Origin of the sequence: Pseudomonas sp. NPDC087626 (assembly GCF_044743405.1) — a bacterium.
Lineage (GTDB): Bacteria > Pseudomonadota > Gammaproteobacteria > Pseudomonadales > Pseudomonadaceae > Aquipseudomonas.
Genome location: NZ_JBIUWJ010000009.1, coordinates 167,521 through 190,256, shown reverse-complemented (window position 1 = coordinate 190,256; position 22,736 = coordinate 167,521). Strand labels below are relative to the sequence as shown.

24 protein-coding genes are annotated in these 22,736 nt (G+C 63.0%); 19 read left to right on the top strand and 5 right to left on the bottom strand.

What is annotated here, in order from left to right:
• The first annotated feature begins 585 nt into the window (after positions 1-585).
• The 14 genes from ACIOVD_RS10390 (at position 586) to ACIOVD_RS10325 (ending at position 16,564) form a co-directional block, all read left to right on the top strand.
• On the top strand, positions 586-1,617 hold the full coding sequence (locus tag ACIOVD_RS10390) for a TRAP transporter substrate-binding protein (RefSeq protein ID WP_401127455.1): 1,032 nt from the start codon (positions 586-588) through the stop codon (positions 1,615-1,617).
• Positions 1,614-3,497 carry a TRAP transporter large permease subunit gene (locus ACIOVD_RS10385; protein WP_095165555.1) on the top strand — a complete coding sequence of 628 codons (1,884 nt, stop codon included), beginning with the start codon at positions 1,614-1,616 and terminating at the stop codon, positions 3,495-3,497. Before ACIOVD_RS10390 ends, ACIOVD_RS10385 begins: the two co-directional genes overlap by 4 nt.
• A gap of 13 nt (positions 3,498-3,510) precedes the next feature.
• Positions 3,511-4,305 carry an SDR family NAD(P)-dependent oxidoreductase gene (locus ACIOVD_RS10380; RefSeq protein WP_159997153.1) on the top strand — a complete coding sequence of 265 codons (795 nt, stop codon included), beginning with the start codon at positions 3,511-3,513 and terminating at the stop codon, positions 4,303-4,305.
• 71 nt (positions 4,306-4,376) lie between these two features.
• On the top strand, positions 4,377-6,101 hold the full coding sequence (locus ACIOVD_RS10375; protein ID WP_401127453.1) for a sensor histidine kinase: 1,725 nt from the start codon (positions 4,377-4,379) through the stop codon (positions 6,099-6,101).
• Positions 6,102-6,108: 7 nt separating this feature from the next.
• A complete protein-coding gene (locus ACIOVD_RS10370; RefSeq protein WP_095165552.1) occupies positions 6,109-7,446 on the top strand; it encodes a sigma-54 dependent transcriptional regulator in 1,338 nt (445 codons plus the stop codon).
• Between the two features lie 298 nt (positions 7,447-7,744).
• Positions 7,745-9,067 carry an ABC transporter substrate-binding protein gene (locus ACIOVD_RS10365; protein WP_401127452.1) on the top strand — a complete coding sequence of 441 codons (1,323 nt, stop codon included), beginning with the start codon at positions 7,745-7,747 and terminating at the stop codon, positions 9,065-9,067.
• A 31-nt stretch (positions 9,068-9,098) separates the two neighbouring features.
• The gene (locus ACIOVD_RS10360) at positions 9,099-10,421 is read left to right on the top strand and encodes an ABC transporter substrate-binding protein (protein ID WP_095165548.1); all 1,323 of its coding nucleotides are present in this window, start codon (positions 9,099-9,101) and stop codon (positions 10,419-10,421) included.
• Between the two features lie 72 nt (positions 10,422-10,493).
• Complete coding sequence (locus ACIOVD_RS10355) at positions 10,494-11,393, top strand: branched-chain amino acid ABC transporter permease (RefSeq protein ID WP_095165546.1); 900 nt, start codon at positions 10,494-10,496, stop codon at positions 11,391-11,393.
• 1 nt (position 11,394) lies between these two features.
• Positions 11,395-12,339: a branched-chain amino acid ABC transporter permease gene (locus ACIOVD_RS10350; protein WP_095165544.1), complete on the top strand. Its 945-nt coding sequence runs from the start codon at positions 11,395-11,397 to the stop codon at positions 12,337-12,339.
• The gene (locus ACIOVD_RS10345) at positions 12,336-13,106 is read left to right on the top strand and encodes an ABC transporter ATP-binding protein (RefSeq protein ID WP_401127449.1); all 771 of its coding nucleotides are present in this window, start codon (positions 12,336-12,338) and stop codon (positions 13,104-13,106) included. Before ACIOVD_RS10350 ends, ACIOVD_RS10345 begins: the two co-directional genes overlap by 4 nt.
• Positions 13,103-13,750, top strand: coding sequence for an ATP-binding cassette domain-containing protein (locus ACIOVD_RS10340; protein WP_095165540.1), 648 nt, complete (start codon positions 13,103-13,105; stop codon positions 13,748-13,750). Before ACIOVD_RS10345 ends, ACIOVD_RS10340 begins: the two co-directional genes overlap by 4 nt.
• A gap of 8 nt (positions 13,751-13,758) precedes the next feature.
• On the top strand, positions 13,759-14,913 hold the full coding sequence (locus ACIOVD_RS10335; RefSeq protein ID WP_401127446.1) for an iron-containing alcohol dehydrogenase: 1,155 nt from the start codon (positions 13,759-13,761) through the stop codon (positions 14,911-14,913).
• Positions 14,914-14,929: 16 nt separating this feature from the next.
• Positions 14,930-16,084 carry an iron-containing alcohol dehydrogenase gene (locus ACIOVD_RS10330; RefSeq protein WP_401127444.1) on the top strand — a complete coding sequence of 385 codons (1,155 nt, stop codon included), beginning with the start codon at positions 14,930-14,932 and terminating at the stop codon, positions 16,082-16,084.
• A gap of 144 nt (positions 16,085-16,228) precedes the next feature.
• Positions 16,229-16,564, top strand: a complete 336-nt coding sequence (locus tag ACIOVD_RS10325) for a hypothetical protein (RefSeq protein WP_159997143.1) — start codon at positions 16,229-16,231, stop codon at positions 16,562-16,564.
• A 1-nt stretch (position 16,565) separates the two neighbouring features.
• Here the strand turns inward: ACIOVD_RS10325 and ACIOVD_RS10320 are convergent, their stop codons facing one another.
• Positions 16,566-16,760 (bottom strand): hypothetical protein, encoded by a 195-nt coding sequence (locus ACIOVD_RS10320; RefSeq protein WP_095165532.1) that lies wholly within the window; start codon positions 16,758-16,760, stop codon positions 16,566-16,568.
• Positions 16,761-16,871: 111 nt separating this feature from the next.
• Here ACIOVD_RS10320 and ACIOVD_RS10315 point away from each other — a divergent pair, with 111 nt between their 5' ends.
• The 3 genes from ACIOVD_RS10315 (at position 16,872) to ACIOVD_RS10305 (ending at position 18,237) form a co-directional block, all read left to right on the top strand.
• Positions 16,872-17,192 carry a YbjQ family protein gene (locus tag ACIOVD_RS10315; RefSeq protein WP_401127442.1) on the top strand — a complete coding sequence of 107 codons (321 nt, stop codon included), beginning with the start codon at positions 16,872-16,874 and terminating at the stop codon, positions 17,190-17,192.
• A gap of 142 nt (positions 17,193-17,334) precedes the next feature.
• Entirely contained in the window at positions 17,335-17,526 is a 192-nt protein-coding gene (locus ACIOVD_RS10310; RefSeq protein ID WP_095165528.1) for a hypothetical protein, read from the top strand.
• Between the two features lie 345 nt (positions 17,527-17,871).
• Entirely contained in the window at positions 17,872-18,237 is a 366-nt protein-coding gene (locus ACIOVD_RS10305; protein ID WP_095165526.1) for a glycine zipper domain-containing protein, read from the top strand.
• Between the two features lie 217 nt (positions 18,238-18,454).
• Here ACIOVD_RS10305 and ACIOVD_RS10300 read toward each other — a convergent pair whose 3' ends face one another.
• Both ACIOVD_RS10300 and ACIOVD_RS10295 read right to left on the bottom strand, forming a co-directional pair.
• Positions 18,455-18,778, bottom strand: a complete 324-nt coding sequence (locus ACIOVD_RS10300) for a helix-turn-helix domain-containing protein (protein ID WP_095165524.1) — start codon at positions 18,776-18,778, stop codon at positions 18,455-18,457.
• Positions 18,762-19,016: a type II toxin-antitoxin system RelE/ParE family toxin gene (locus ACIOVD_RS10295; protein ID WP_401127439.1), complete on the bottom strand. Its 255-nt coding sequence runs from the start codon at positions 19,014-19,016 to the stop codon at positions 18,762-18,764. The genes ACIOVD_RS10300 and ACIOVD_RS10295 overlap by 17 nt, the downstream gene beginning before the upstream one ends.
• A 254-nt stretch (positions 19,017-19,270) precedes the next feature.
• On the opposite strand from ACIOVD_RS10295, the gene ACIOVD_RS10290 reads away from it, so the two are divergent.
• Entirely contained in the window at positions 19,271-19,963 is a 693-nt protein-coding gene (locus tag ACIOVD_RS10290; protein ID WP_401127437.1) for an HAD-IA family hydrolase, read from the top strand.
• Positions 19,964-20,039: 76 nt separating this feature from the next.
• Here the strand turns inward: ACIOVD_RS10290 and ACIOVD_RS10285 are convergent, their stop codons facing one another.
• Positions 20,040-20,786, bottom strand: coding sequence for a 3-oxoacyl-ACP reductase family protein (locus tag ACIOVD_RS10285; protein WP_401127435.1), 747 nt, complete (start codon positions 20,784-20,786; stop codon positions 20,040-20,042).
• 125 nt (positions 20,787-20,911) lie between these two features.
• Here ACIOVD_RS10285 and ACIOVD_RS10280 point away from each other — a divergent pair, with 125 nt between their 5' ends.
• Positions 20,912-21,835, top strand: coding sequence for a LysR family transcriptional regulator (locus ACIOVD_RS10280; RefSeq protein WP_095165517.1), 924 nt, complete (start codon positions 20,912-20,914; stop codon positions 21,833-21,835).
• A 45-nt stretch (positions 21,836-21,880) separates the two neighbouring features.
• Here the strand turns inward: ACIOVD_RS10280 and ACIOVD_RS10275 are convergent, their stop codons facing one another.
• Positions 21,881-22,615, bottom strand: coding sequence for a phosphoadenylyl-sulfate reductase (locus ACIOVD_RS10275; RefSeq protein ID WP_095165515.1), 735 nt, complete (start codon positions 22,613-22,615; stop codon positions 21,881-21,883).
• Between the last annotated feature and the right edge of the window lie 121 nt (positions 22,616-22,736).

The window sequence follows — 22,736 nt, the reverse complement described above, 5'->3', positions numbered from 1 at the left end:
TTAACCACGCTGGCCGGAGTCCGATATTGATTTGGGGGGTAAACCGGCAGGACGCCGGTTTAGCCGCACTGGGCCAGGGATGGCCCATTGCGGCGGCCCCCCAAATCAATGTCGGAGTACGGGCATGCCGAGCCTAAGCGAGGCACCGAGTGGTGGGGTAAGAGCGTTTTGCTTACTTTTGCGCTGTTCAAAAGTGAGCCGCCGTCAGGCGGAACCATAGGAGGCCGTTACCGCAAAAATGGATATGTACTCGGTCTAATCCAACACCCTGGTGCAACGTTGCACCACAGTTGTGTAGATACCTATGCTGCAGATGTACAGGACAGGTGTCGCTTGCCATGCCAGGTGTAGCGACACTTGCAGGAGACACCTGTTACATCCACCGTCGCGCCAGATGCCCTGCAAGAAATAAATGCATTCCTGCAGGCGCTGTTTTTCCTTGTGAAAACAGCTGGTTGAGTAGCAGCCTGGGTTGCCGCCAGGAGGACTGCGCCATTCGTGGCACCCCAATTGCTATAGCTTGCTTAGCCAGTCGCCGGCATAACGGCCATTGATCCATAAAAACAATAAAGTCAGGAGAACCAAATGAGCGACTTTTCGCGCCGCAACTTTCTCAAAACGGCCACCCTTGCTTCTGCCGCCGTTGCCGCCGCCGGGCTCGGTCTGTACAGCGGCAAGAGCCAGGCTGCCGAGTTCAAGCTGAAGTTTGCCAACAACATGCCCATCAGCCACTCCATGAATGTGCGGGCGCGGGAAATGGCCAAGGCGATTCGTGAAGAAACCAACGGCGCGGTGCAGATCCAGATCTTCCCCAGCAGCCAGTTGGGCAGCGACACCGATACCCTGGCCCAAGTGCGCTCGGGTGCCGTCGACATGTTTGCCCTGTCGCCGGTGATCCTGGGCACGATGGTGCCTTCAGTGCAGATCAGCGCCGTCGGGTTCGCCTTCAAGGATTACGAGCAAGTATGGAGTGCGATGGACGGTGAGCTCGGCGCGCATGTGCGGGCCGAGATCGCCAAGACCGAGACCCTGTTTGCGTTCGACAAAATCTGGGACAACGGTTTTCGGGTGACCACCACCAGTACCCGCCCGATTGCCACCCCCGACGACCTCAAGGGCATGAAGCTGCGCGTGCCGCCGAGCCCCATCATCATGTCGATCTTCCGCGCCTTTGAAGCGGCGCCGACCAGCATCAACTTTTCCGAAGTGTACTCGGCACTGCAGACCCGCATCGTCGAGGGCCAGGAAAACCCGCTGACCCTGGTGGCCTCGGCGAAACTCTATGAAGTGCAGAAGTACTGCTCCCTGACCAACCATGTCTGGGATGGCTTCTGGATGCTGGGTAACAGCGCCTCCTTCAAGCGCTTGCCCGCGGACGTGCAGGCCGTGGTCAGCAAACACATCAATACCGCCGTGCTCGCGCAGCGCGATGACCTGGCCAAGCTGCAGGGCACCATCCGCGATACGCTCAAGCAGCAAGGCCTGGAGTTGGTGGCGGCGGCGCCGGAACCGTTCCGCGAGCGCCTGCAAAGCGCCAATTATTATGGCGACTGGCACGACAAGTTCGGCGACGCCGCCTGGTCCATCCTCGAGAAATATGCCGGGAAACTGGCATGATGGTCGCGCCAGCGGCAGTGGCCCCCACGTCTACCATGCGCCTGCCGGCCCGGGCGCTTGTCTGTCTGAACACATGGACCATGCGGGCAGTCGGGTTGATCACCGTCGCGTTGATGGTGATCGAAACCTGCGTGCTGCTGGCGGGAGTGATTTACCGCTACCTGCTGCACAGTCCGCTGATCTGGTCCGATGAGCTGGCGTCTTCGCTGTTTATCTGGATGGCCATGTTTGGTGCGGTGCTGGCGCTGGACCGCGGCGAACACATGCGCATGTCGGCGCTGGTGAACAAGCTGCCGCAAGCCTGGCGCGGCTTCTGCGAGACGCTGTCGGCGCTGGTGGTGTGCCTGTTCGTGGTGATGATCATCGCCCCGGCCATGCAGCACTCCCATGAGCAGATGTCGATCACCACCCCGGCGCTGGGCATTCCCGATGGCCTGCGCGCAGCGGCCTTGCCGGTCGGTGCGGTGTTGATGCTGCTGGCCGCCGTGTCGCGCATGGCGCGGTTTTCCACGGTGCGCCAGTTCATGGCCGGGATTGCCGTGGTGGCGCTCGTGGCCTCGGTGTTGTGGATCAGCCAGCCGTTGCTGGTGGACCTGGGCAACTACAACCTGATTATCTTTTTCCTGGTGCTGCTGGGGGCCTGTGTCTTCGGCGGGATTCCCATCGCGTTCGCCTTCGGCACCGCGACCATGGCCTATCTGGCGCTGGCCACCCATGCCCCGTTGTCGATTGTGGTCAGTCGCATGGACGAAGGCATGTCGCACATGGTGCTGCTGGCGGTGCCACTGTTCGTGATGCTGGGCGTGGTGCTGCAACTGTCCGGCATGGCGCGCACGCTGATCGACTTCATGGCCTCGTTGCTCGGTCATGTGCGCGGCGGCCTGCAGTATGTGTTGCTGGGGGCGATGTTCCTGGTCTCGGGGATTTCCGGTTCCAAGGTCGCCGACATGGCGGCCGTAGCACCGGCCCTGTTTCCTGAAATGAAAAAACGCGGTTCCGAGCCCGAAGAACTGGCCGCGCTGCTGGCGGCGACCGGGGCGATGACCGAGACCATTCCGCCAAGCCTGGTGTTGATCACCATCGGCGCGGTGTGCAGCGTCTCGATTACCGCGCTGTTCATCGGTGGGCTGATGCCGGCGGTGGTGGCCACCGTGGTGATCGCGCTGGTGTGCTGGTGGCGTTCACGCAAGGAAGCAATGCCCAATGTCCAGCGTGCGCCGCTGTCGGTGGTCGCGCGCACGTTCATGATCGCTGTGCCGGCGCTGGCCCTGCCGGTGCTGATCCGAGTGGCAGTGCTGGAAGGCGCGGCCACCGCGACCGAGGTCTCCACCATCGGTGTGGCATATGTGGTGATGGTCGGGCTGGTGATGCACCTGTTCATGCGCCACATCGAGTTCAAGAAGGTCTACCCGATGATGCTCGAAGCGGCGGCACTCTCCGGCGCCATCCTGCTGATCATCGGCATGGCATCGGCCATGGCCTGGGCACTGACCCAGTCGGGCTTCTCGGCATCGCTGGTGGACCTGATCAGTGAAATCCCGGGCGGAGCCATCGGCTTCATGATCGTCACCATCGTCACTTTCGTGATCCTGGGCAGCGTGCTCGAAGGCATCCCGGCGATCGTGCTGTTCGGGCCACTGATGTTCCCGCTGGCCGAGATGCTTTCGATTCACCCGGTGCATTACGCCATGGTGGTGATCCTGGCCATGGGCATCGGCCTGTTCGCACCACCCCTGGGGGTTGGTTTCTACGCCGCCTGCGCGATCAGCAAGGTTTCCTCCGACCTGGTCATCCGGCGTGTATGGGGCTACCTCGCGGCATTGATCCTGGCGTTGATTATCGTCGCCTGTTTCCCATGGATTTCCATCGGTTTCCTTTAAGAGAGCACTTGTCATGAGCCAATCAGCCAAACAACAACTGCCAGGCGCCGCGGAACTTGGGCGCGTGGCCCTGGTGACCGGGGCCGCCATGGGGATCGGTGCCGCCATCGCCGAACGCCTGGGGCACGACGGGCATACCGTGGTGGTGGCCGACATCAACCTGGCGGCGGCACAAGAAATGGTCGCCGGGCTGGATGCCCAAGGCATAACGGCGATGGCCCTGGTCATCGACGTCGGCGACGCGCAGTCCATAGCCGCGGCGTTTGCCTTGCTGCAAGCGCGCTTCGGGCGCTGTGATGTGCTGGTCAACAATGCCGGGGTGGCCAAGACCCAGGCGTTCCTGGAGTGCGACCTCAGCGACTGGCAGCGGGTCCTGAACATTAACCTGACCGGTTCGCTGCTCTGCGGCCAACACGCGGCGCGGCTGATGCAGGCCAATGGCTGGGGGCGGATCATCAACGTCGCCTCGATCAGCGGTCTGCGCGCCAGCTTGGGCCGCACGGCCTACGGCACGTCCAAGGCCGCGCTCATCGGGCTGACCCGGCAGATGGCCGTCGAGCTTGCCGAGTACGGGATTACCGTCAACGGCATTGCCCCAGGCCCGGTGGATACCCCGCTGACGCAGAGGCTGCACTCGGCCGCGACGCGCGATTCCTATGCCCGCGCCGTACCGATGCGCCGCTATGGCACTCCGGCGGAAATGGCTGGGGCGGTGGCCTTCCTGGCATCCGATGATTCGTCGTACATCAGCGGCCATGTGATTCCGGTGGACGGCGGTTTCATGGCATCGGGCATTCTGGAGATCTGAAGGGGCGCGGTGGACAGGAGCGCGCCTGGGTCCTTATGCTGCCGGGTTCATACAAAAACAAACAAAAAATTATGAACCCCAACGCTCCAACCTCTGTGCTGTGGCACTGGCTCGCGCGTCCGCGGCGCAGTCTGGTGGCGCGCTACACCCTGCTTTCCGTGGTGGTCATGAGCATCGCCCTGATTGCCCTGGCGATTTTCTACGAGCAACTGGCCAAGGATTTGCTCAACCGCTTGACCGGTGAGCGGCTCGATGCCCAGGCGCTGTCCACGGCCAACCGTCTGTCATCGTTTCTCGATGACCGCTTCTACCAGCTGTCGGCGTTGTCCAACCACCCGAACATGCCGGACTTCATCACCGACCAGTCGCGTCCCAGCAGCGATGTGGATTCACTGCTCAAGCTCGAGGGTGACCTGCCGTTCCTGTACGGCGTGCTGTTCTTCGATGAGCACGAGCAGTTGCTCAATGTGCTGCCCGGCCAAGCGGCCTCGGGTGAACCCTACTGGACCAATTCGCAGTGGTCGGTCGCCGGTTTGCCGAGCACCCACGTCGGTGATGTCGAGGTGATCGGGCCGTTGCTGCCCAAGGCCGGGCGTTCCGGTGGATTTTTGATTCGCAAGCTGATTCGCAGCGGACGCACCGATCATGGGGCGAGTATCGCCTTGCACCTGCGCCTGGCGTCGTTGACCGAACTGCTGGTCAGCGCCGGTATGAGTGGAGTGGTCGCACCGTTGTTGCGGGTGCCGGGCGGGGTGTTCATCGATCCCACCGGGCGCGTGGTTCCGGCCCCCACGCAGTGGCGCGAGGGGCCGCAGATCCTGCCGGGTTGGCAACTGGTATTCAGCGTCCAGCCGGGGGCGATCCTCGAACCCTTGAACGATGCTCGCCAGTGGTTGTACTGGGTGGCCGCGAGCTTCATCGGGTTTATCCTCATCGTGTTTTTCACCCTGTCGCGGCAACTGCGCGCACGGGTCAGTACCCTGTTGCAAGGGGCTCACCAACTGTCGATGGGCGACCTCGGTTATCGCCTGGCGGAGCAGCCGCACAACGACGAGATCGGGCATGTCGCCAGGGCCTTCAATGTGATGGCCGAGCGTTTGGCGGCTGTGATGGAAAACACCGTGCGCAGTGAAAACCTGGCGGTGTTGGGTACGTTCGCCACCGGCGTTGCCCATGAGGTGCGTAACCCCCTGGCAACCATGAAGACCACCGTGCAAGCGCTGCTGCGGCGTGAACAGGAGCCGGAGCGGCGGATGCTGTTGAGCGATCTCGGTCAGGAAATCGATCGACTGTCCCATGTCACCAGCGATCTCCTGGAGTACGGCCGGCCACACCCGGCCCAGCCCCAGGCAGTGGACGTGGCGCAGTTGTTCGAGCGCATCGCACGGCAGGTGGCGGCGGATAGCCAGGCGCACAATATCGAGCTGCGCTGTTGGACCGAACCCGGGTTGCAGCTGTACGTCGACCCGGAGCAAGCCCAGCAAGTGCTGCTCAATCTGTGCCTGAACGCGGTACAGGCCAGTCCCGATGACCAGGTGGTGCACCTGCGCGGCGAAGCCTCGGGCGAGCGCGTTTGCATCAGCGTGCTGGACCGTGGTTGCGGGATATCCGAGGCCGACCTGCAACAGATTCGCCAACCCTTTTTTACCTCCAAAGCCCGAGGCACCGGGCTGGGCTTGAGTATTTGCCAACAACTGCTGGAGGCCAACGCCGCCCGCATGGAAATCGTCAGTACGCTGGGGGAGGGCACGCAGGTCACGCTTGATTTCCCTGGCCTCAGTGCACGCGCTAAGTGAGCCGTTGATGTCTGAAATTCACGTTTTGATCGTTGATGATGAAGAGGCGCTGGTGCGCTCTCTCAGCTATGCCTTGCGTGCGGAGGGCATGCGCATCAGCACGGCCGGCAGTGGCGAGGCGGCGCTGGAGCGGGTCAAGGGCGGGCCGGCCGACATCGACATGGTCCTGCTCGACCTCGGCCTGCCGGGCATCGATGGCCTGGCCACGCTCGACGGCCTGCGCGCGCTGCAGCCCGGGTTACCGGTGATCATGATCTCTGCGCACGGCGATACGCGTGCGGCGGTGCAGGCGGTGAAAGGCGGGGCGACCGACTACCTGACCAAACCCTTCGAACTGGATGACCTGTTGGCGACCATCGCCAGCACCCTGGCCACACCCGGGCCCGTGGCCGAGTCGGATGGCCAGCGGATGGACGCCGGCCTGCACGGCCAGAGCCCGGCGATGTGCACCCTGAGTGCGGCGGTGCAGCGCATCGCGCGCAGTTCGGCGACGCGCATCCTGCTGCTGGGCGAGTCCGGTACTGGCAAGACATTGGTGGCGCAGGCGCTGCATGCCCATAGCTCGCGGGTGGCCCACGCCTTTATCGAGGTCAATTGCGCCGCCTTGCCGGAGCAGTTGATCGAGGCCGAGCTGTTCGGCTCGGAGAAGGGCGCCTACACCGGTGCCCATCAAAAGCGTGTGGGGCTGGTCAGCCAGGCCGATGGCGGGACGCTGTTTCTCGATGAAATCGGCGAGTTGCCCCTGGCGTTGCAAGCCAAGCTCCTGCACTTCCTGGAGAACGGCAGTTACCGTGCGGTGGGGGCCAATCGCGCCAGCAACGCCGACGTACGGGTGGTGGCGGCGACCAATCGCGACCTGGCGGAAGATGTGCGCCTGGGGCGGTTTCGCGAGGACCTGTTTTATCGGCTGAACGTGATCACCGTGGACATTCCGGCCCTGCGTGAGCGCGGCGATGATGTGGTGCTGCTGGCCGAGTATTTTGCCCGGCGCCAGGCCCTGGAGGAGGGCGTCGAGGCGATCCGGTTCGAGGCGGACTGTCTGGCGGCGCTGCGTGCCCATCGCTGGCCGGGCAATGTTCGCGAGCTGAAGAACCTCATCGAGCGCCTGACCATCCTGTCCCCGGGCCGGGCGATCAGCGCGGCGTTGTTGCCGGCACCGATGCACGGCCCCGAACTGGCGAGCGAGGCCCAGGCGCTGGGCGATCAGCTGGAGCGCGCCGAGCGCGAGCTGGTGACCGATGCCCTCAGCCGGACCGCCGGGCACAAGGGCCTGGCCGCGCACCTGCTGGGGATCTCCCGGCATGCGCTCAAGCGTCGCTTGCAACGCCTGGGCATCGAGCGCTAACCGCTCAACCTTGCGCGGGGGATGAGCGCTAACCGCTCAACATCCCCGCCACCAACACACCCGCCAAACCCTTGTAGGAGCGAGCTTGCTCGCGATGGGGCAGGCACAGCCAACATCAACGGTGCCTGACACACCGCCATCGCGAGCAAGCCGCAAGCGGGCGCTCGCTCCTACAAGGGTTTGGCTGGTTCGCTTTGCCCATCCTGAGACCTTCCCCAACGCCTCTGGCACAGCCCTTGCTCTAGCAACCCGGCTGTCCAACAAGAGGCGTTGTCAACGCCCAACAGGAATTCATTGTATGTCCCTGCCCCGTCATTGGTTTCAGGTTGCCCTGGCCTTCAGCAGTGTGCTCGTGAGCGTTGCCGCCTGTGCCCAGGTTGGCCGGCTGGAGTTAGGCGTGGCCGCCGGTCAGGCCGACCTGACCATGGGCTGCCTGTACCCGATGACCGAGCGCGCCGCGATCTACGGCCAGGACAGCATCGTCGGCATCCAGGTGGCCCTGGACGAATTGCATGCCCGGCGTGAGGCGGGCGAGTTGCTGCCGCGCCTGCGGGTGATCGTCGATGACGACCAGTCGAAGGCGTCCTATGGCGTCAGCCTGGCCAAGAGTTTTATCCACAAGGACGGCGTGCAGGTGTTGTGCGGCATGGTGTCTTCGGGGGTGGCGCTGGCGGTCAGCGAGCTGGCCTACCAGGAGCGGGTGCTGATGATCGGCACCGACCATGCGTCCTCGCGCATGACCCTGGAAAACGGTCATCCGTATTATTTTCGGGTGACCAACGACACCTGGACCTCGATGGCGGCCGGTGCCCGTTATCTGCAAGCGCTGCAGAAAACCACGGGGTGGAAGCGCCTGGCGTTCATCGGTCCGGACTACGAGTACGGCCACGTCTCCCGTGATGACCTGCATGAAGCCTTCAGCCAGTTGGGCGTGCAATTCGAAGATGTCACCGAGCTGTGGCCACGGCTGTACGAGCCGGACTATTCGGCGTACATCGCCGCCCTCGAGCAGGCCAGGCCCGACATCATTGTCTCGGCCCTGTGGGGCGGCGACCTGCACGCCTTCATCAAGCAGGCAGCCGGTACCCGGTTGTTCGAAACCTCGCGCCTGGCCAACTTCGACACGGGTGGCAACTACGACTTCCTGGTGTCACTGGGAGCCAAGGCGCCGCCGGGGTTGATTCTCTCGGCCCGTCACCACAATAACTGGCCGGCCACCGAGCGCAACCACTCCTTTGTCGAGCGCTTTCGTGCCCTGAGCGGGCGATACCCGACCTACGCCGCCCAGGGCGCCTACACCGGCGTGATGGTGCTGGCCAAGGCCTATGAGAAAGCCGCCGGGGCCACCGACAGCCAGGCATTGATCAAGGCGTTGGAGGGGCTGGAGATTGCCCTGCCGGAAGACCCGGACGGTTTCGCTTCAAGGATTGACCCGATCACCCACCAGATCCAGCAAACCCAGGCGGTTGGCACTCCTGTGGCCAATTCCGATTTTCCTCCGGCGCAACTGATGCTGGGGGACTGGTCGGTGTATTCGGCGCAGGAGCTGCAGCTCGATGACGCCACGCTGGCGCGGCGACTGGCCGCACGTAAACGCAGTACCGAGGGCCAGGCACCTTAGGCCGTTCATTCATCCACCGAGACATCAGCCCATGTACAACTATAAAAAAACCATGATCAAACATCCCCTGGCCCTGGCCATCGCTGCCACGGGCCTGGCCCTGTCCTTGACCACCAGCGTCCAGGCAGCCGAGAACGGCAAGTTCCGCATCGGTATCGTGACCTTCCTCTCGGGCCCTGCCGCCGGCCCGTTCGGCGAACCCTCGGCGAATGCCGCCAAGGTACTGGTGGAAGGGCTGAACCAGGGCAAGCTGCCCGCGCCCTACAACACCATTGGCATCAACGGTGCCGAGATCGAAGTGGTGATCATCGATGAGGCCGGTGGTGCGGCCAAGCAGGTGGAAGAGTTCCGTAACCTGGTGCAGCGCCAGAAGGTCGATGCGGTGGTGGGCTACATCTCGTCCGGCGACTGCCTGGCCATTGCCCCGGTGGCCGAAGAGCTGGGCGCGATGACGGTGTTCTACGATTGCGGCACTTCGCAGTTGTTCAATGAAGACAAGACCCCGCAGTTCGTGTTCCGCACCAGCCTCGATGCGGCCGTGGACAACATCGGCGCGGCGCGTTACCTGGCCAAGGTCCGCCCGGACGCGCAGAAGGTCGCCGGGATCCAGCAGAACTACGCCTGGGGCCAGGACAGCTGGAACGACTTCACCCACTCCATGGAGCAGTTGATGCCCAAGGCCAAGGTGGTCGAGTCGCAAATGCCCAAGGTGTTCCAGGGCCAGTATGGCGCCGAGATTTCCGCCTTGTCGGTCAAGCGCCCGGACATCATCCACTCCAGCTTCTGGGGTGGCGACATGGAGGCCCTGGTACTGCAGGCCAACGCCCGTGGCCTGCTGGAGGATGCGACCGCCGTGCTGACGTGCGGCGAGTCGGCGATTGACCGCTACAAGGACCAGGCACCCAACGGCATGATCATCGGCGGCCGTGGGCCATTCGGTGCGTTTGCCCCGGATAACGAGCTCAACCGCTGGTTCAAGGGCAGCTACCAGGCGGCCTACAAGACCGACCCGACGTACCCGGCGAGCAAGATGGCCCAGGCGATTCTCGGCCTCAAGCACGCGGCGGAGAACGCCAAGGTCGAGTCGGGCAAGGTCCCGGCACCGCTGGAGATCGCCAAGGCCTTCAAGGGCGCGACCTTCGAGTCAGTCTCGGGCCAGGTGCAAATGGCTCGGGCCGGTGGTCACCAGGCGATGCAAGGCATTGCCTACGGCGAGTACCAGTACGACGCGGCGAACAAGAAGGGCGGCGTGCAGAACGTCATCGCCTTCAACGGTGAGTGCGTGACTCCGCCGGACGGTACCACCGCGCTGGAATGGATCAAGGCCGGCTTCCCGGGTGCCCAGTGCAACTGAGCCGCGCCGCGTGATTGATCCACTGTGGCGGGCCTGCGGGCGCCGCCACCTCTTTGCCAAGGTAGGACCCCTATGATGAGTCTTTTTGCGGTGCTGATTGACGGCACCATCTATGCCTCGTGGCTGTTCCTGGTAGCCGCCGGGCTCACCGTGATCTACGGGGTGATGCGCATCCTGAACATGGCCCATGGCAGCTTCTACGCCATCGGCGCCTATACCGCCGCGTCGCTGGTGGGCTGGTATTTCAACAACGGTATCGGGCCGGTGTGGGCGGGGTATCTGTTGATGCTCGGCTGTGCGCTGGTGGCCGGTCTGATCGTCGGGCTGATCATCGAGCGCGGGTTGTTGCGCTTCATGTACGGCCGCGACGAAGTGCTGATGGTGATCATCACCTACGCCTTGCTGCTGGTCCTCGAAGACAGCATGAAGATGGTCTGGGGGGTGAATCCTTACTTCGCCTATCAGCCGTATGCCGAGATGGGCCGCAGCGCCCTGGCGGGGCTCAAGGTGTCCAACTACGACCTGATGCTGGTCGGCGTATCGGTGGTGCTGGGCCTGTGCCTGTGGCTGTGGCTGGAGCGCACCCACCAGGGCAAGGTGCTGCGCGCGGTGATCCATGACCGGGAAGTGGCGATGGCCATGGGCGTCAACGTGCGCCGCATGTTCACCCTGGTGTTCGTGCTGGGCACCATGCTCGGCACGCTGGCGGGTGCCCTGACGGCGCCGGCGATTTCCGTGGTGCCGGGCATGGGCGTGGAAATCATCGTGCTGGCCTTTGCCGTGGTCGTGGTCGGTGGCATGGGCAGCATCGAAGGCGCTGCAGTCGGTGCCTTGCTGGTGGGCCTGAGCCGTGCCGCCGCCGTGCACTACGCCCCGGAATTCGAACTCTTTGTGATCTACGGCGTGATGGCGCTGGTGCTTGCGGTGCGTCCGCAGGGCCTGTTCGGCCGCGTGCTGGCGAGGAAAATCTAATATGCGCCTCAATAGAACCGAACTGATACTGCTCGGCGTCGCGCTGCTGCTGGCCGCCGGCGGCTTGATTGCGCCGCAATGGCTGGTGTTCCTGCTGACGATGGCCCTGGCCAAGTCGATGGTGGTGCAGGGCGTGGTGATGCAGATGCGCGCGGGCCTGGTGACCTTCGGCCAGGGCCTGTACTTCTGCGTCGGCGGTTATGCCGTGGGCATGAGCGGGCACTTCCTGGAGATCTCCGACCTGGCCTTGCTGCTGGTGATCGGGGTGGGCGCAGCCGTGTTGCTGGCGATGCTGCTGGGCCTGTTGATGACCCGCTACCGAGAGATCTTTTTCGCCATGTTGTCGTTGGCGTTCTCGATGATCCTGTACGGCGTGCTGGTCAAGAGCTCGGCCCTGGGCAGCACCGACGGCTTCAACGTCAAGGCCTGGAGCCTGTTCGGCTGGAGCCCGGCCCAGGGCCAGGCGCCGCTCGCGCTGTTCATCATCATCGTCGGCGTCTGCGCGGTGTTGGCGGTGTTGCTGCACCGCTACAGCCGCAGCAGTGCCGGGATGATGTGCGAAGCGATTCGCGAAAACGAAGTGCGCGTCGAGTACCTCGGCCAATCTCCCCGCTGGGTGCTGTACATGAACTACGTCGCGGCGGCTGCGGTGTCGGCCCTGGGCGGCGGTTTCATGGCGTTGTCGGCCGGGCACATCGACCCGGAAATGGCGTACTGGATCACCTCTGGCGAGTTCGTGTTCATCGCCTTGCTCGGCGGTACCGCCCACGTCGCGGCGCCCTTCATTGCGGCGATTGTGTTTGCGGTGGTGCGCACCTATGCGATCGAGCTGGTGCCCCATAGCTGGCAAATGATTCTGGGCTTCACCTTGCTGGCGATCATCGTGTTCCTGCCCAAGGGGTTGTGGAGCCTGTTTACCGGACAAGCGCGGAGGGCCAAGGCATGAACTGCATTCTCGAAACTCAAGGACTGTGCAAGGCATTTGGTGCGGTCACCGCGGCCAAGGACGTCAACGTGCGCATTCGGCCGGGCGAAGTGGTCGGTGTCATCGGTTCCAACGGCGCCGGCAAGACCACCTTTATCAACATGGTCACCGGCTACCTGAAACCCAGCAGTGGCCAGGTCCTGTTCAATGGCCAGTCGATCATCGGCCGCACGCCCCGGGCGATTACCCGCCTGGGCATGGCCCGCTCGTTCCAGGTCGCCCAGTTGTTCCCCCAGTTGAGCGTAATGGACAACCTGCTGATCGCCGTGGCGGCGGCGCAGAACCCGTTTCCCTCGCTGCTGGCGCCGATGCGCACGGCGGCGCGGGTGGCGTTGGCCGACGCGATGCTTGCGCAGTTCGACATCGCCCGCTGGCGCGATACCCAGGTCACCGCCGTGCCGCAGGGGGTGCGCAAGTTGATCGATATCGCCATGGCGCTGATTGGCGAGCCGCAGATGCTGCTGCTCGACGAACCCACCAGTGGGGTCAGTGCCGAGGAGAAAACCGCGCTGATGGACACGGTGATGCGGGTGGTCGCCGAGCGCCGGGTGACGGTGTTGTTTGTCGAGCACGACATGGACGTGGTGCGTCGTTACGTCTCGCGCATCCTCGCCTTCTACAGCGGTGAAGTACTGGCCGACGGGGTGCCGGAACAGGTGCTGGCCAATCCGCGGGTGCAGGAATTTGTCACCGGTAGCCAGAAAGTTCACCTGAGGGCCGCGCTATGAGTCTTGAGATTCGCAACCTGAGTGTGTCGATCGAAGGGGTGCCGATCCTGCACCAGGTGTCGCTGACCGTGGGCGCCGGGCAGATGGTGGGGTTGATCGGCCATAACGGCGCCGGCAAGACCACGCTGATCCGCGCCATCATGGGGTTGCTGGACGCCGACGCGGGTGACATGTCCTTTGCCGGGCAGGACCTGCGCACCCTGCCCAGCTTCAAGCGGGCGGCGGCGGGTATCAGCTATTTGCCGGAGGATCGGCGGTTGATCCCGGCGTTGACGGTCGAGGAGAACATCCTGCTGCCGGTCTGGGCCAATCACTTGGCCGACAGCCAGCGCCGCCTGGAATGGGTGTACAGCCTGATCCCGGAGATCGCCCAGTTCCGCGACCGCAAGGCCATGCAACTGTCGGGCGGCCAGCAAAAACTGGTGGCGCTGGCCCGGGCGCTGATGCCCGGCAACAAGCTGTTGTTGCTCGACGAACCCTTCGAGGGCGTGGCGCCCGTGCTGTCGAGGCGCTTGAGCGAGGTGATCGCCAAGCTCGGGCAGGAAGGTTTGTGCGTGCTGATCAGCGAGTCCGATGACACTCATTCTGCTGACCTGGTCGATGCGTTGTTTCGCATCGAGCGCGGCAGCGTGACAGTAGGGTAGGGAGCACCATGTCGACATTTACCTTTGAAACCACCCCACGGGTGATCTGTGAAATTGACGGCGCCTTGCGCCTGGGCCAGTTGTGTCGCGAGCTCAAAGCCGAGCGGGTACTGCTGGTCAGTGACCCAGGCCTGCTGCGCGCCGGCTTGCTCGATGCACCGCAGGCGGCGATGCGCGAGCAGGGCGTGCAGGTCACGCTGTACAGCGATGTGCAGGCGGATCCGCCGGTGGCCGCGGTGCTGGATGCGGTGGAAGTGGCGCGCGGTTGCAGCGCCCAGGCGGTCATCGGGTTGGGCGGCGGCAGCTCCCTGGACACCGCCAAGCTGGTGGCGCTGCTGTGTGGTCACGAGCAGTCGCTGGAGTCCATCTACGGCATCAACCTGGCCAAGGGGCCACGGTTGCCGTTGATCCAGGTGCCGACCACTGCGGGCACCGGGTCCGAGGTCACGGCCGTGGCAATCGTCACTACCCCCAGCCATGAAAAGAAGGGCGTGGTCAGCCCGCTGTTGTATCCGGACATCGCCTTGCTGGATGCGCGCTTGACCGTCGGCCTGCCGGCGGCGATCAGCGCCATGACCGGGGTCGATGCGATGGTGCATGCCATCGAGGCCTATACCAGCGTGCACAAGAAAAACGTGTTGTCCGATGGCCTGGCGGTGCAGGCCCTGCGTTTGCTGGCGGGCAACCTGGATCGGGTACTGGCCGAGCCGGGTGACTTGGCGGCGCGTTCGGACATGCTCCTGGGTTCGATGCTGGCCGGCATGGCGTTCGCCAATGCGCCAGTGGCGGCGGTGCATGCGCTGGCCTATCCACTGGGTGGGCAATTCCACGTGCCCCATGGCTTGAGCAATGCCCTGGTGTTGGTGCCCGTGCTGAATTTCAACCGTTCGGCGGCCGAGCCGCTGTACGCGCAACTGGCCTCGGCGGTACTGCCGCAGCAGCGCTTTGCCAATGCGGCCGAGGCGTGCGAGGGGTTCATCGATTTCATCACCCGCCTGGTGGCGCGCATGCCGTTCGCCCAGCGTTTGCATGAGGTGGGCGTCACGGCCCAGGACCTGTCCCGGCTGACCGAGGACGCGCTGAAGGTCGAGCGCTTGCTGATCAACAACCCGCGTCCGCTCAACCGCGACGATATTCACGCCATCTACGCCTCGGTGCTGTAGGGCGAAGGAGTGATTCATGAGTTACGAATTCAGAAGCGTACCGCGCATCCTGTGTGAAGCCGGTGCGCTGCAACAGGTCGGGCACGTGCTCAGCGGATTGGGCGCACAACGGGTGATGCTGGTGTGCGACCCAGGCATTGTCAGCCTGGGTTTTGCCGCCAGTGCGCAACAGGCCTTGCACGCTGCTGGCTGCGAGGTGACGGTGTTCGATCAGGTGGTGCCCGACCCTTCGGCCAGTGTGGTCAAGCAGGCCGCAGCCCAGGCGCGCGCGTTCAAGGTCGATGGGGTGCTGGGGTTGGGGGGCGGCAGTTCCCTGGATGCGGCGAAACTGGTGGCCTTGCTGGTCAATAGCGAGCAGTCCCTGGAAGCCATGTACGGCACCGATAAAGCGCTGGGGCAACGGGTGCCGCTGGTGTTGATGCCAACCACCGCCGGCACGGGTTCGGAGGTGACCTGGGTCTCGGTAATCACTGATGAGCAGCAGTGCAAGCAGGTGGTGTACTCGCCGCAATTGCTGCCCGACGTGGCGGTGCTCGACCCCGAGCTGACCCTCGGCCTGCCGCCCAAGGTCACTGCCGCCACCGGCCTGGATGCCATGGTGCATGCCATCGAGGCCTACACCAGCCGCACGCGCAAGAACCCAATTGCCGACAGCCTGGCCACCGCCGCCTTGGCTTTGCTGGGACGCAATCTGCCCAAGGTGCTGGCCGATGGTCGGGACGTCGCGGCACGCACGGCGATGCTGCAAGGTTCACTGATGGCGGGCATGGCATTCGTCAATGCTTCGGTGGCGGCGATCCATGCCCTGGCCTATCCGTTGGGGGCGCGCTTCCATATTCCCCATGGCCACGCCAACGCCCTGGTCATGGCACCGATCATTCGCTTCAACCTCGCCCGGGCGCAGCGCCAATATGCTGAACTGGCAGCCTATCTGCTGCCGGACCAGCTGTTTGCCGATGAGGCCACGGCGGCCGAGGCGTTTGTCCTGGCCATTGAGGCGCTGGTGCGCGACAGCGGCCTGGAGACGCGTTTGTCGAAGCTGCAGGTCGACGAACAGGCCATCCCGTCGATGGCCACGGAAGTGGTGGTAGGCATTCGCCGCTTGATCGACAGCAATCCACGGGACATGACGGAGCAGGATGTAGCGGCCATCTATCGCGCGATTTTCTAAGCAGGAGCGTTGGCCTGGCGCTGAGTGTGAATCCATTCGGCCCAGGCCATGCAACCCGGGTGGTGGTTCTGGCCTGATGCCGGGTGGGCTGGCTGAGCACTCAATGTGAAGCTACATTTTCCTCTTTGAGTGCAAGGAACAATCATGCGGATATGGATGGCAGCGCTGGGGTGTGTGGTGTTGGCGGGGTGTTCGTTACCGGCCTCGCTGGTGCCGGGGGAGCCGAACCTGAGCAAGGAGACTGCCAAGCCGCCCAAGGAATACGCGGCCTGTGTGTTGCCAGCCTGGCAGCGCGAGGTGCCCAAGGCTACCCAGACCCAGATCTCCAACGGCTGGCGGATCAACGCGCCCAGCATCATTACCGCCGATGAGATCGTCGATATCGTCAAGTACAAGGACGGCAGCAAGGTCTCGTTGTACCAGGGACCGCCGTGGGCCAAGTCGGCGGCCTTGCGCAAGGCGGTGCGCGATTGCCTGTAGCTCATGGGCTGGCTTGGGTTTCACAGACGAAATAATTGCTCTGGCGGTTTTTCGCGGTGAGGTCCTTGGTCAATTGTCTGGCCGCCGCGACGCACTGTTGATAGGCATCGGGCTGCACCCAATGTTCAACGGCAATCACCTGGCAGTCGCTGCGCGAAGCGTCGGTGCACAGGTACAGCAGTAAAAAGACCGTCATACACTCTCCCGCACGCTCGCTGGCAGAATCTGTGCCGCCAGTACCCAGTATGTACGTCTTCATGACTTAGGCCAGCCTCGCGGCCGCCATTAGTCCATCAAGGAAGTTTTCATGATCACCACCACTACCCATTCCATCGAAGGTCGGCAGATTGCGGCGTACCTGGACATCGTCAGCGCCGAGTCCGTGCAGGGCATCAATGTGGTGCGGGATATATTTGCCGGCATGCGCGATTTTTTCGGCGGGCGTTCCCAGACCCTCGAGAAAGCCCTGCGTGAAGCCCGTACCCAGGCCACTGACGAGCTCAAGGAGCGCGCCCGCAGCCTGCAGGCGGATGCGGTGGTGGGGGTCAACTTTGAAATCAGCATGCCCTCCGGCAAGGGCAGCATGCTGGTGGTCTTTGTGACCGGTACCGCGGTCAAGCTCAAGTAACCCGACTTGGGCCATTCGTCGGCGGATGGCTTTTTGAATGGGTGGTCCGGGTATGACCGGCTAGTCTGGAATCTCTTGAGGGTCTGTGCTTTTCAGGCAAACGCTTGTTTGTCGGTACCGACCTGTAGGGAGGGACGCAGAGATGAGCAATCCGTACATCGAAGATGATGGCGCTGAGTACCCGATCAACAACTGTGTGCACTGCGGGCAGACAGATTACGTCTCGGGGTTTGGCCAAGCGCCGAGCAAACCGGGTCAGGTCCGTGCGTCCACAGTGAGCAGGACTTCCAGTAAACCGTTCATGCCCAGGGTCACCGTGCCATTGCGCAAGTGATCGAAAACCCGACAGGCCCCGCCGATGTGCGGGGTTTTTTGTGCCTACGGTTTGGCGGGAGGAGGGGTGATATGCAGGTGTGTCATATTTTGTATCAATGTAACCAGGAGTGGTTGGGGTGTTTCACGTTTCTTTCACAAGCCAAAACGTAGGCTCAGCTCATCCGTTAAAAGCAAGTCTTGTCAGCCCGTTCCCCAGCGGGCTTTTTTTTGCCCGCGATAAAACTCTTCGGCTAATTGCTGTCCAACCCACGCGCACAGCAAGGTTGGCGGCATCCTCGTCTGGACACCCCCCTTCAGTAGCAGCCCATTTCTACGATTCAATACTCTGTTTGAGGTTCATGTCATGCGTTTAACTCTGCCTGCTCTGGTTCTGGGGCTTCTGGTCGCTCAAGGTGCAATGGCTTCCGGTGATGGCACCGCGGCGTTGGGTGGCGGCCTGGGTGGCGCGTTGGGCAACGTGGTGGGTCAGAAGCTCGGTGGCAGCACCGGCGCGACCATTGGCGCGGGTGTAGCCGGCGCTGCCGGTGGTGCTGCGGGCGCCCACAAGGGTAATCGCACCAAGGCCGCCATTGGCGGTGGTGTCGGCGCGGCCGGTGGTTCGGTCATCGGGCGTTCGCTGGGCGGCAAGAATGGTGCAACCATCGGCGCCGGCCTGGGCGGTGCCGCCGGTGGCGCGGTAGGTAACAGCATGGGCAAGAAGGGTCACTGATCCTTCGCTGCGATGTACCGGTAGGTGCGGGCGCCGGCTTGCGGCTTGCTCGCGATGAACGCAACGCGTTTATTCAGGCAGCATGGGTAAGCGTTGACGTCCATCGCGAGCAGGGCTCGCTCCTACAGTCAATCTGGCTGTCCGCACATTTTGCGTACGGCCGCCACAAAACCAAGATCAAACGAACGCAGCCCTAGGCAGTTCCCACAGCCAGGGTTCACAGCTCCAGTTGATCGGCGCGGATGCCGAATGCCGTGGCGATCTTTTCTCGGGTGGCGCGGCGCGGTTTGTTGACCGCCTCCTGTTGGGCAAACGCCGGCTGGGAAATGCCCAGGCGCCTGGCCACCTCTTCCTGGGTCAGGTTCAGGTGCTCGCGCCACGCGCGGATCGGGGTGGCCCCGTCGACAATGCGGCTGACCACCGAGTGTGGAATCAGCTCGGCAGTGCCGGTTTGGCTGATGTACTGCTGATAGGGGATGACCACAAAGGCCGGCTCGCCGTCCGGGCCCTTGATGATTTGAATCTCAGTAGGTGCGTTCATCGCGTTTTTTGACCTCTTGAATGCTGATCACCTGGATCGCGCCGTCCCACTCGAATAACACCCGGTAGTTGCCGATCCTGAGTCGATAGCCATAGGCATGAGGGCCCAGGGCTTTGACGTTGCTCACATCGGGCATGCGTTCGAGCAGCGTGACTGCGTCGCGTATTTTCCGTTGCTGGTCACTGTGTATCCGCAGCAGTTGCTTGACGGCTTTGCGGGTCCAGTAGATTTCGTTCATGAGAGTCTAATAAGTCTTCCATAAGTTAATCAACAGTTATCTTATAAAATAATAAGTTAACGTCTCACGCTTTCCCTGCGCTCGAGATTCACCCTGGGCCCTGCTGTCGATGTTGCGACTGGCAAATGGTTGCCCCATGTAAACCAGGCTCGTTATGCTGCTGAACCCTTTCTTCGACCGTTGCGCGGTCGATCAGGGCCATGGCCGTACCTGAGCCGTTCCTGGAATGTTGTGTTGATAACGGATCAGATGCGATGAGTGCACAGCTGGAGTTGGGCCCGATCAAGGCCGTGATTTTTGATATGGATGGTCTGTTGCTGGATACCGAGGGCATTTACACCGAGGTCACGCAGATCATCGCGCAACGCTACGGCCGCACGTTCGACTGGAGCATCAAGCAGAACATCATCGGCCGTGGCGCCGCCGACCTGGCGCGTTATGTGGTGCAGGCGCTAGAGTTGCCCATCAGTGCCGAGGAGTTCCTGCGGATTCGCGAACCCTTGATGCAGGAACGTTTTCCTCTTGCGCTGGCGATGCCCGGGGCCCGGGAGTTGGTTGAGCACTTGCAGGCCAACAACATTCCGATTGCCGTGGGCACCAGTTCTTCGAGTCAGTCCTTCGCGCAGAAAACCACCTTGCACCGTGACTGGTTCGCGCTGTTCGACACCATCGTCACCGCCGACGACCCTGAAGTCGGTGCCGCCAAGCCGGCCCCGGATATCTTTCTCACCGCCGCGCGCCGCCTGGGCGTAGCGCCTGAGGATTGCCTGGTGTTCGAGGATTCGCCATTTGGTGTCACTGCGGCGAAAGCGGCGGGGATGACCGCGGTAGCGGTGCCGGACGCGGCCATGGCTGACGAAAAGTATGCGCATGCCGACAGCATCTTGCGTTCGTTGAAGGCTTTTTCGCTGCAGGCCTATGGCTTGCCGGCACTTGAAACAGCCTGACCAGTGATCCAGGCACAACAAGACGCCGAGTAACCTGTGCAGGGTTACCCGGCGTTTTGTTGTACCTGTAAAGGCCTCAGGCGCCAAAACCACCGTCGATGGTCAAGCTGGCCCCGGTGATGTATCCCGCTTGCGGACCGGCCAGGTAGGCAACAAAACTGGCGATTTCGGCGGCGGTGCCATACCGGCCCACAGCCATCAGCGGGATCAGGCTTTCGGCGAACTCGCCGTGGGCCGGGTTCATGTCGGTGTCGACCGGGCCGGGTTGCACGTTGTTGATGGTGATGCCCCGTGGACCCAGGTCGCGGGCCAGGCCCTTGGTCAGGCCGACCAGGGCGGCCTTGCTCATGGCGTAGGGGCCACCACCGGCGAAGGGCATGCGGTCGGCGTTGGTGCTGCCGATGTTGATAATGCGACCGCCGGCGCCCATGTGCCGTGCGGCTTCCTGGCTGGCGATGAACACGCTGCGCACATTGATAGCCAGCGTCTGGTCGAAGTCTTCGAGTTTGAAATCCTCCAACGCAGCAATGGCCAGCACGCCCGCGTTGTTGACCAGGATGTCCAGCCGCCCAAAGGTTTGCACGGTGCTATTGACCGCCTGGCGGATGGCCACGGCATCGGCGCTGTCGGCCTGGATCGCCAGGGCTTTGCCGCCTGTGGCAATGATGCTGTCCTGCAGCTCCTTTGCCTTGGCGGTGGAGCTGACGTAGGTAAAGGCAACGGCGGCGCCTTCAGCGGCCAGGCGCTGGACGATGGCCGCGCCGATACCGCGGGAGCCGCCCTGGATCAGCGCTACTTTGCCGCTGAGAGGTTGAGTGGTCATGTCGATCTCCAAAGTCCCGAGGCGAAGTGTCCCGGTTGATGGAGCCTAGTATTGATTTCCCATTACCCCCTGAGTAGACCCTGATTGCGATAGTCTGTGTAAACCAAAAGTTTATAGTGGCGATCATGGAAACCTTCAGCAGTATCGAATGCTTCGTCCGTAGCGCCGAGGTCGGCAGCTTTGCCGAGGCTGCACGACGCTTGAGCCTGACCCCGGCGGCGGTGGGCAAGAGTGTCGCCAAGCTGGAGGCGCGCCTGGGTGTGCGGCTGTTTCAGCGCAGTACCCGGCGCCTGACGCTGACCGAGGCCGGTCAGTTGTTTCTCGGTGAGGTCAGCGCCAGCCTGCATACGATCCAGAATGCGGTGGCCAACCTGGCCAGCGCCGAAGGGCGTCCGGCCGGGACCCTCAAGGTCAGTATGGGCACGGTGTTCGGCCGGTTGTACATCGTGCCGTTGCTGGGGGAGTTCCTGGGGCGCTATCCGGCGATCAACCCGGATTGGCATTTCGATAACCGCCAGGTCGACCTGATCGGCCAGGGCTTCGACGCGGCGATCGGCGGCGGCTTCGAGCTGCCCCAGGGGGTGGTCGCCCGTCGACTGACCCCGGCCCATCGGGTGCTGGTGGCGTCCCCGGAGTACCTGGCACGCCAACCGCCGGTGCTCGAACCGGATGATCTGCGCCACCACGACGGCATCCTGATTCGCTCGCCGCAGACCGGTCGCGTACGTTCCTGGCAATTGACCAGTCGCCAGCAGCAACACAGCCCGCTGAACCTCAAGGTGCGGATGACCCTCAGTGACTCGGAAGCGGCCTGTGCCACGGCGACCCAGGGTCTGGGCATTGCGCTGGTGAGCATGCCGTTTGCGCTGGGTTATCTACAGGCGGGAACGTTGCAGCGGGTGTTGCCGGACTGGTACGTCGATGATGGCAACATTGCCATCTACTACGCCGAGCACAAACTGCTACCGGGCAAGACCCGGGTATTTGTCGATTTCATCATCGAGCAGTTTGTGCAGCAGCAGTGGGCTGTGCGATTCAGTGCGGTCTGAATCGCGCGGCGTGATGGTCGCGAGCAAGCTGTGCTCTCGCCAGGATCAGGCTTTCTTGATGATGTTGCCGGCGTGCAGGCCGCATTCTTTCTGGGTGGCCTCTTCCCACCACCAGCGACCTTCGCGCTCGTGCTGGTTCGGCAGCACCGGGCGGGTGCAGGGTTCGCAGCCGATGCTGATGAAGCCGCGCTCGTGCAGGCTGTTGTAGGGCAGCTCCAGCATGCGGATGTAGCCCCAGATCTCTTCGCTGCTCATTTGCGCCAGCGGGTTGAACTTGTACAGCGGGCGCTCGGCGGTGGAGAACGCGCTGTCGATTTCCAGCACGGCCACCTGGCTGCGGGTTCCCGGGCTCTGGTCGCGGCGTTGGCCGGTGGCCCAGGCGCGCACGCTGGAGAGCTTGCGGCGCAGCGGTTCGATCTTGCGGATGCCGCAGCATTCGCCGTGACCGTCCTTGTAGAAGCTGAACAGGCCTTTTTCCTTGACGAAAGGTTCCAGCTTGCTGTGGTCCGGCGACACCAGTTCGATCTGGATGTTGTAGTGCTCGCGGACCTGATCGATGAAACGATAGGTCTCCGGGTGCAGGCGCCCGGTGTCGAGGCTGAAGACCTTGACGTTTTTATTGAGCTTCCAGGCCATGTCCACCAGCACCACATCCTCGGCGCCGCTGAAGGAGATCCACAGGTCGTCCCCGAACTCGGCAAAGGCCAGTTTGAGAATGTCCTGGGCGGATTTGTTGGCATAGGTCGCGGCGAGTTCAGCGACGTCGAACGATGGGCTCATCAGGGCGGTTTCCTACAGGTCTGTGGCGCTAAGCGCTCTATATGCAGGCGATGTTAGCAAAAACCCAGGCCCGCTGGCGCGCTTGTCTGCGTTGCGCAGCGAGTTGCGACTCGCTAGAGTT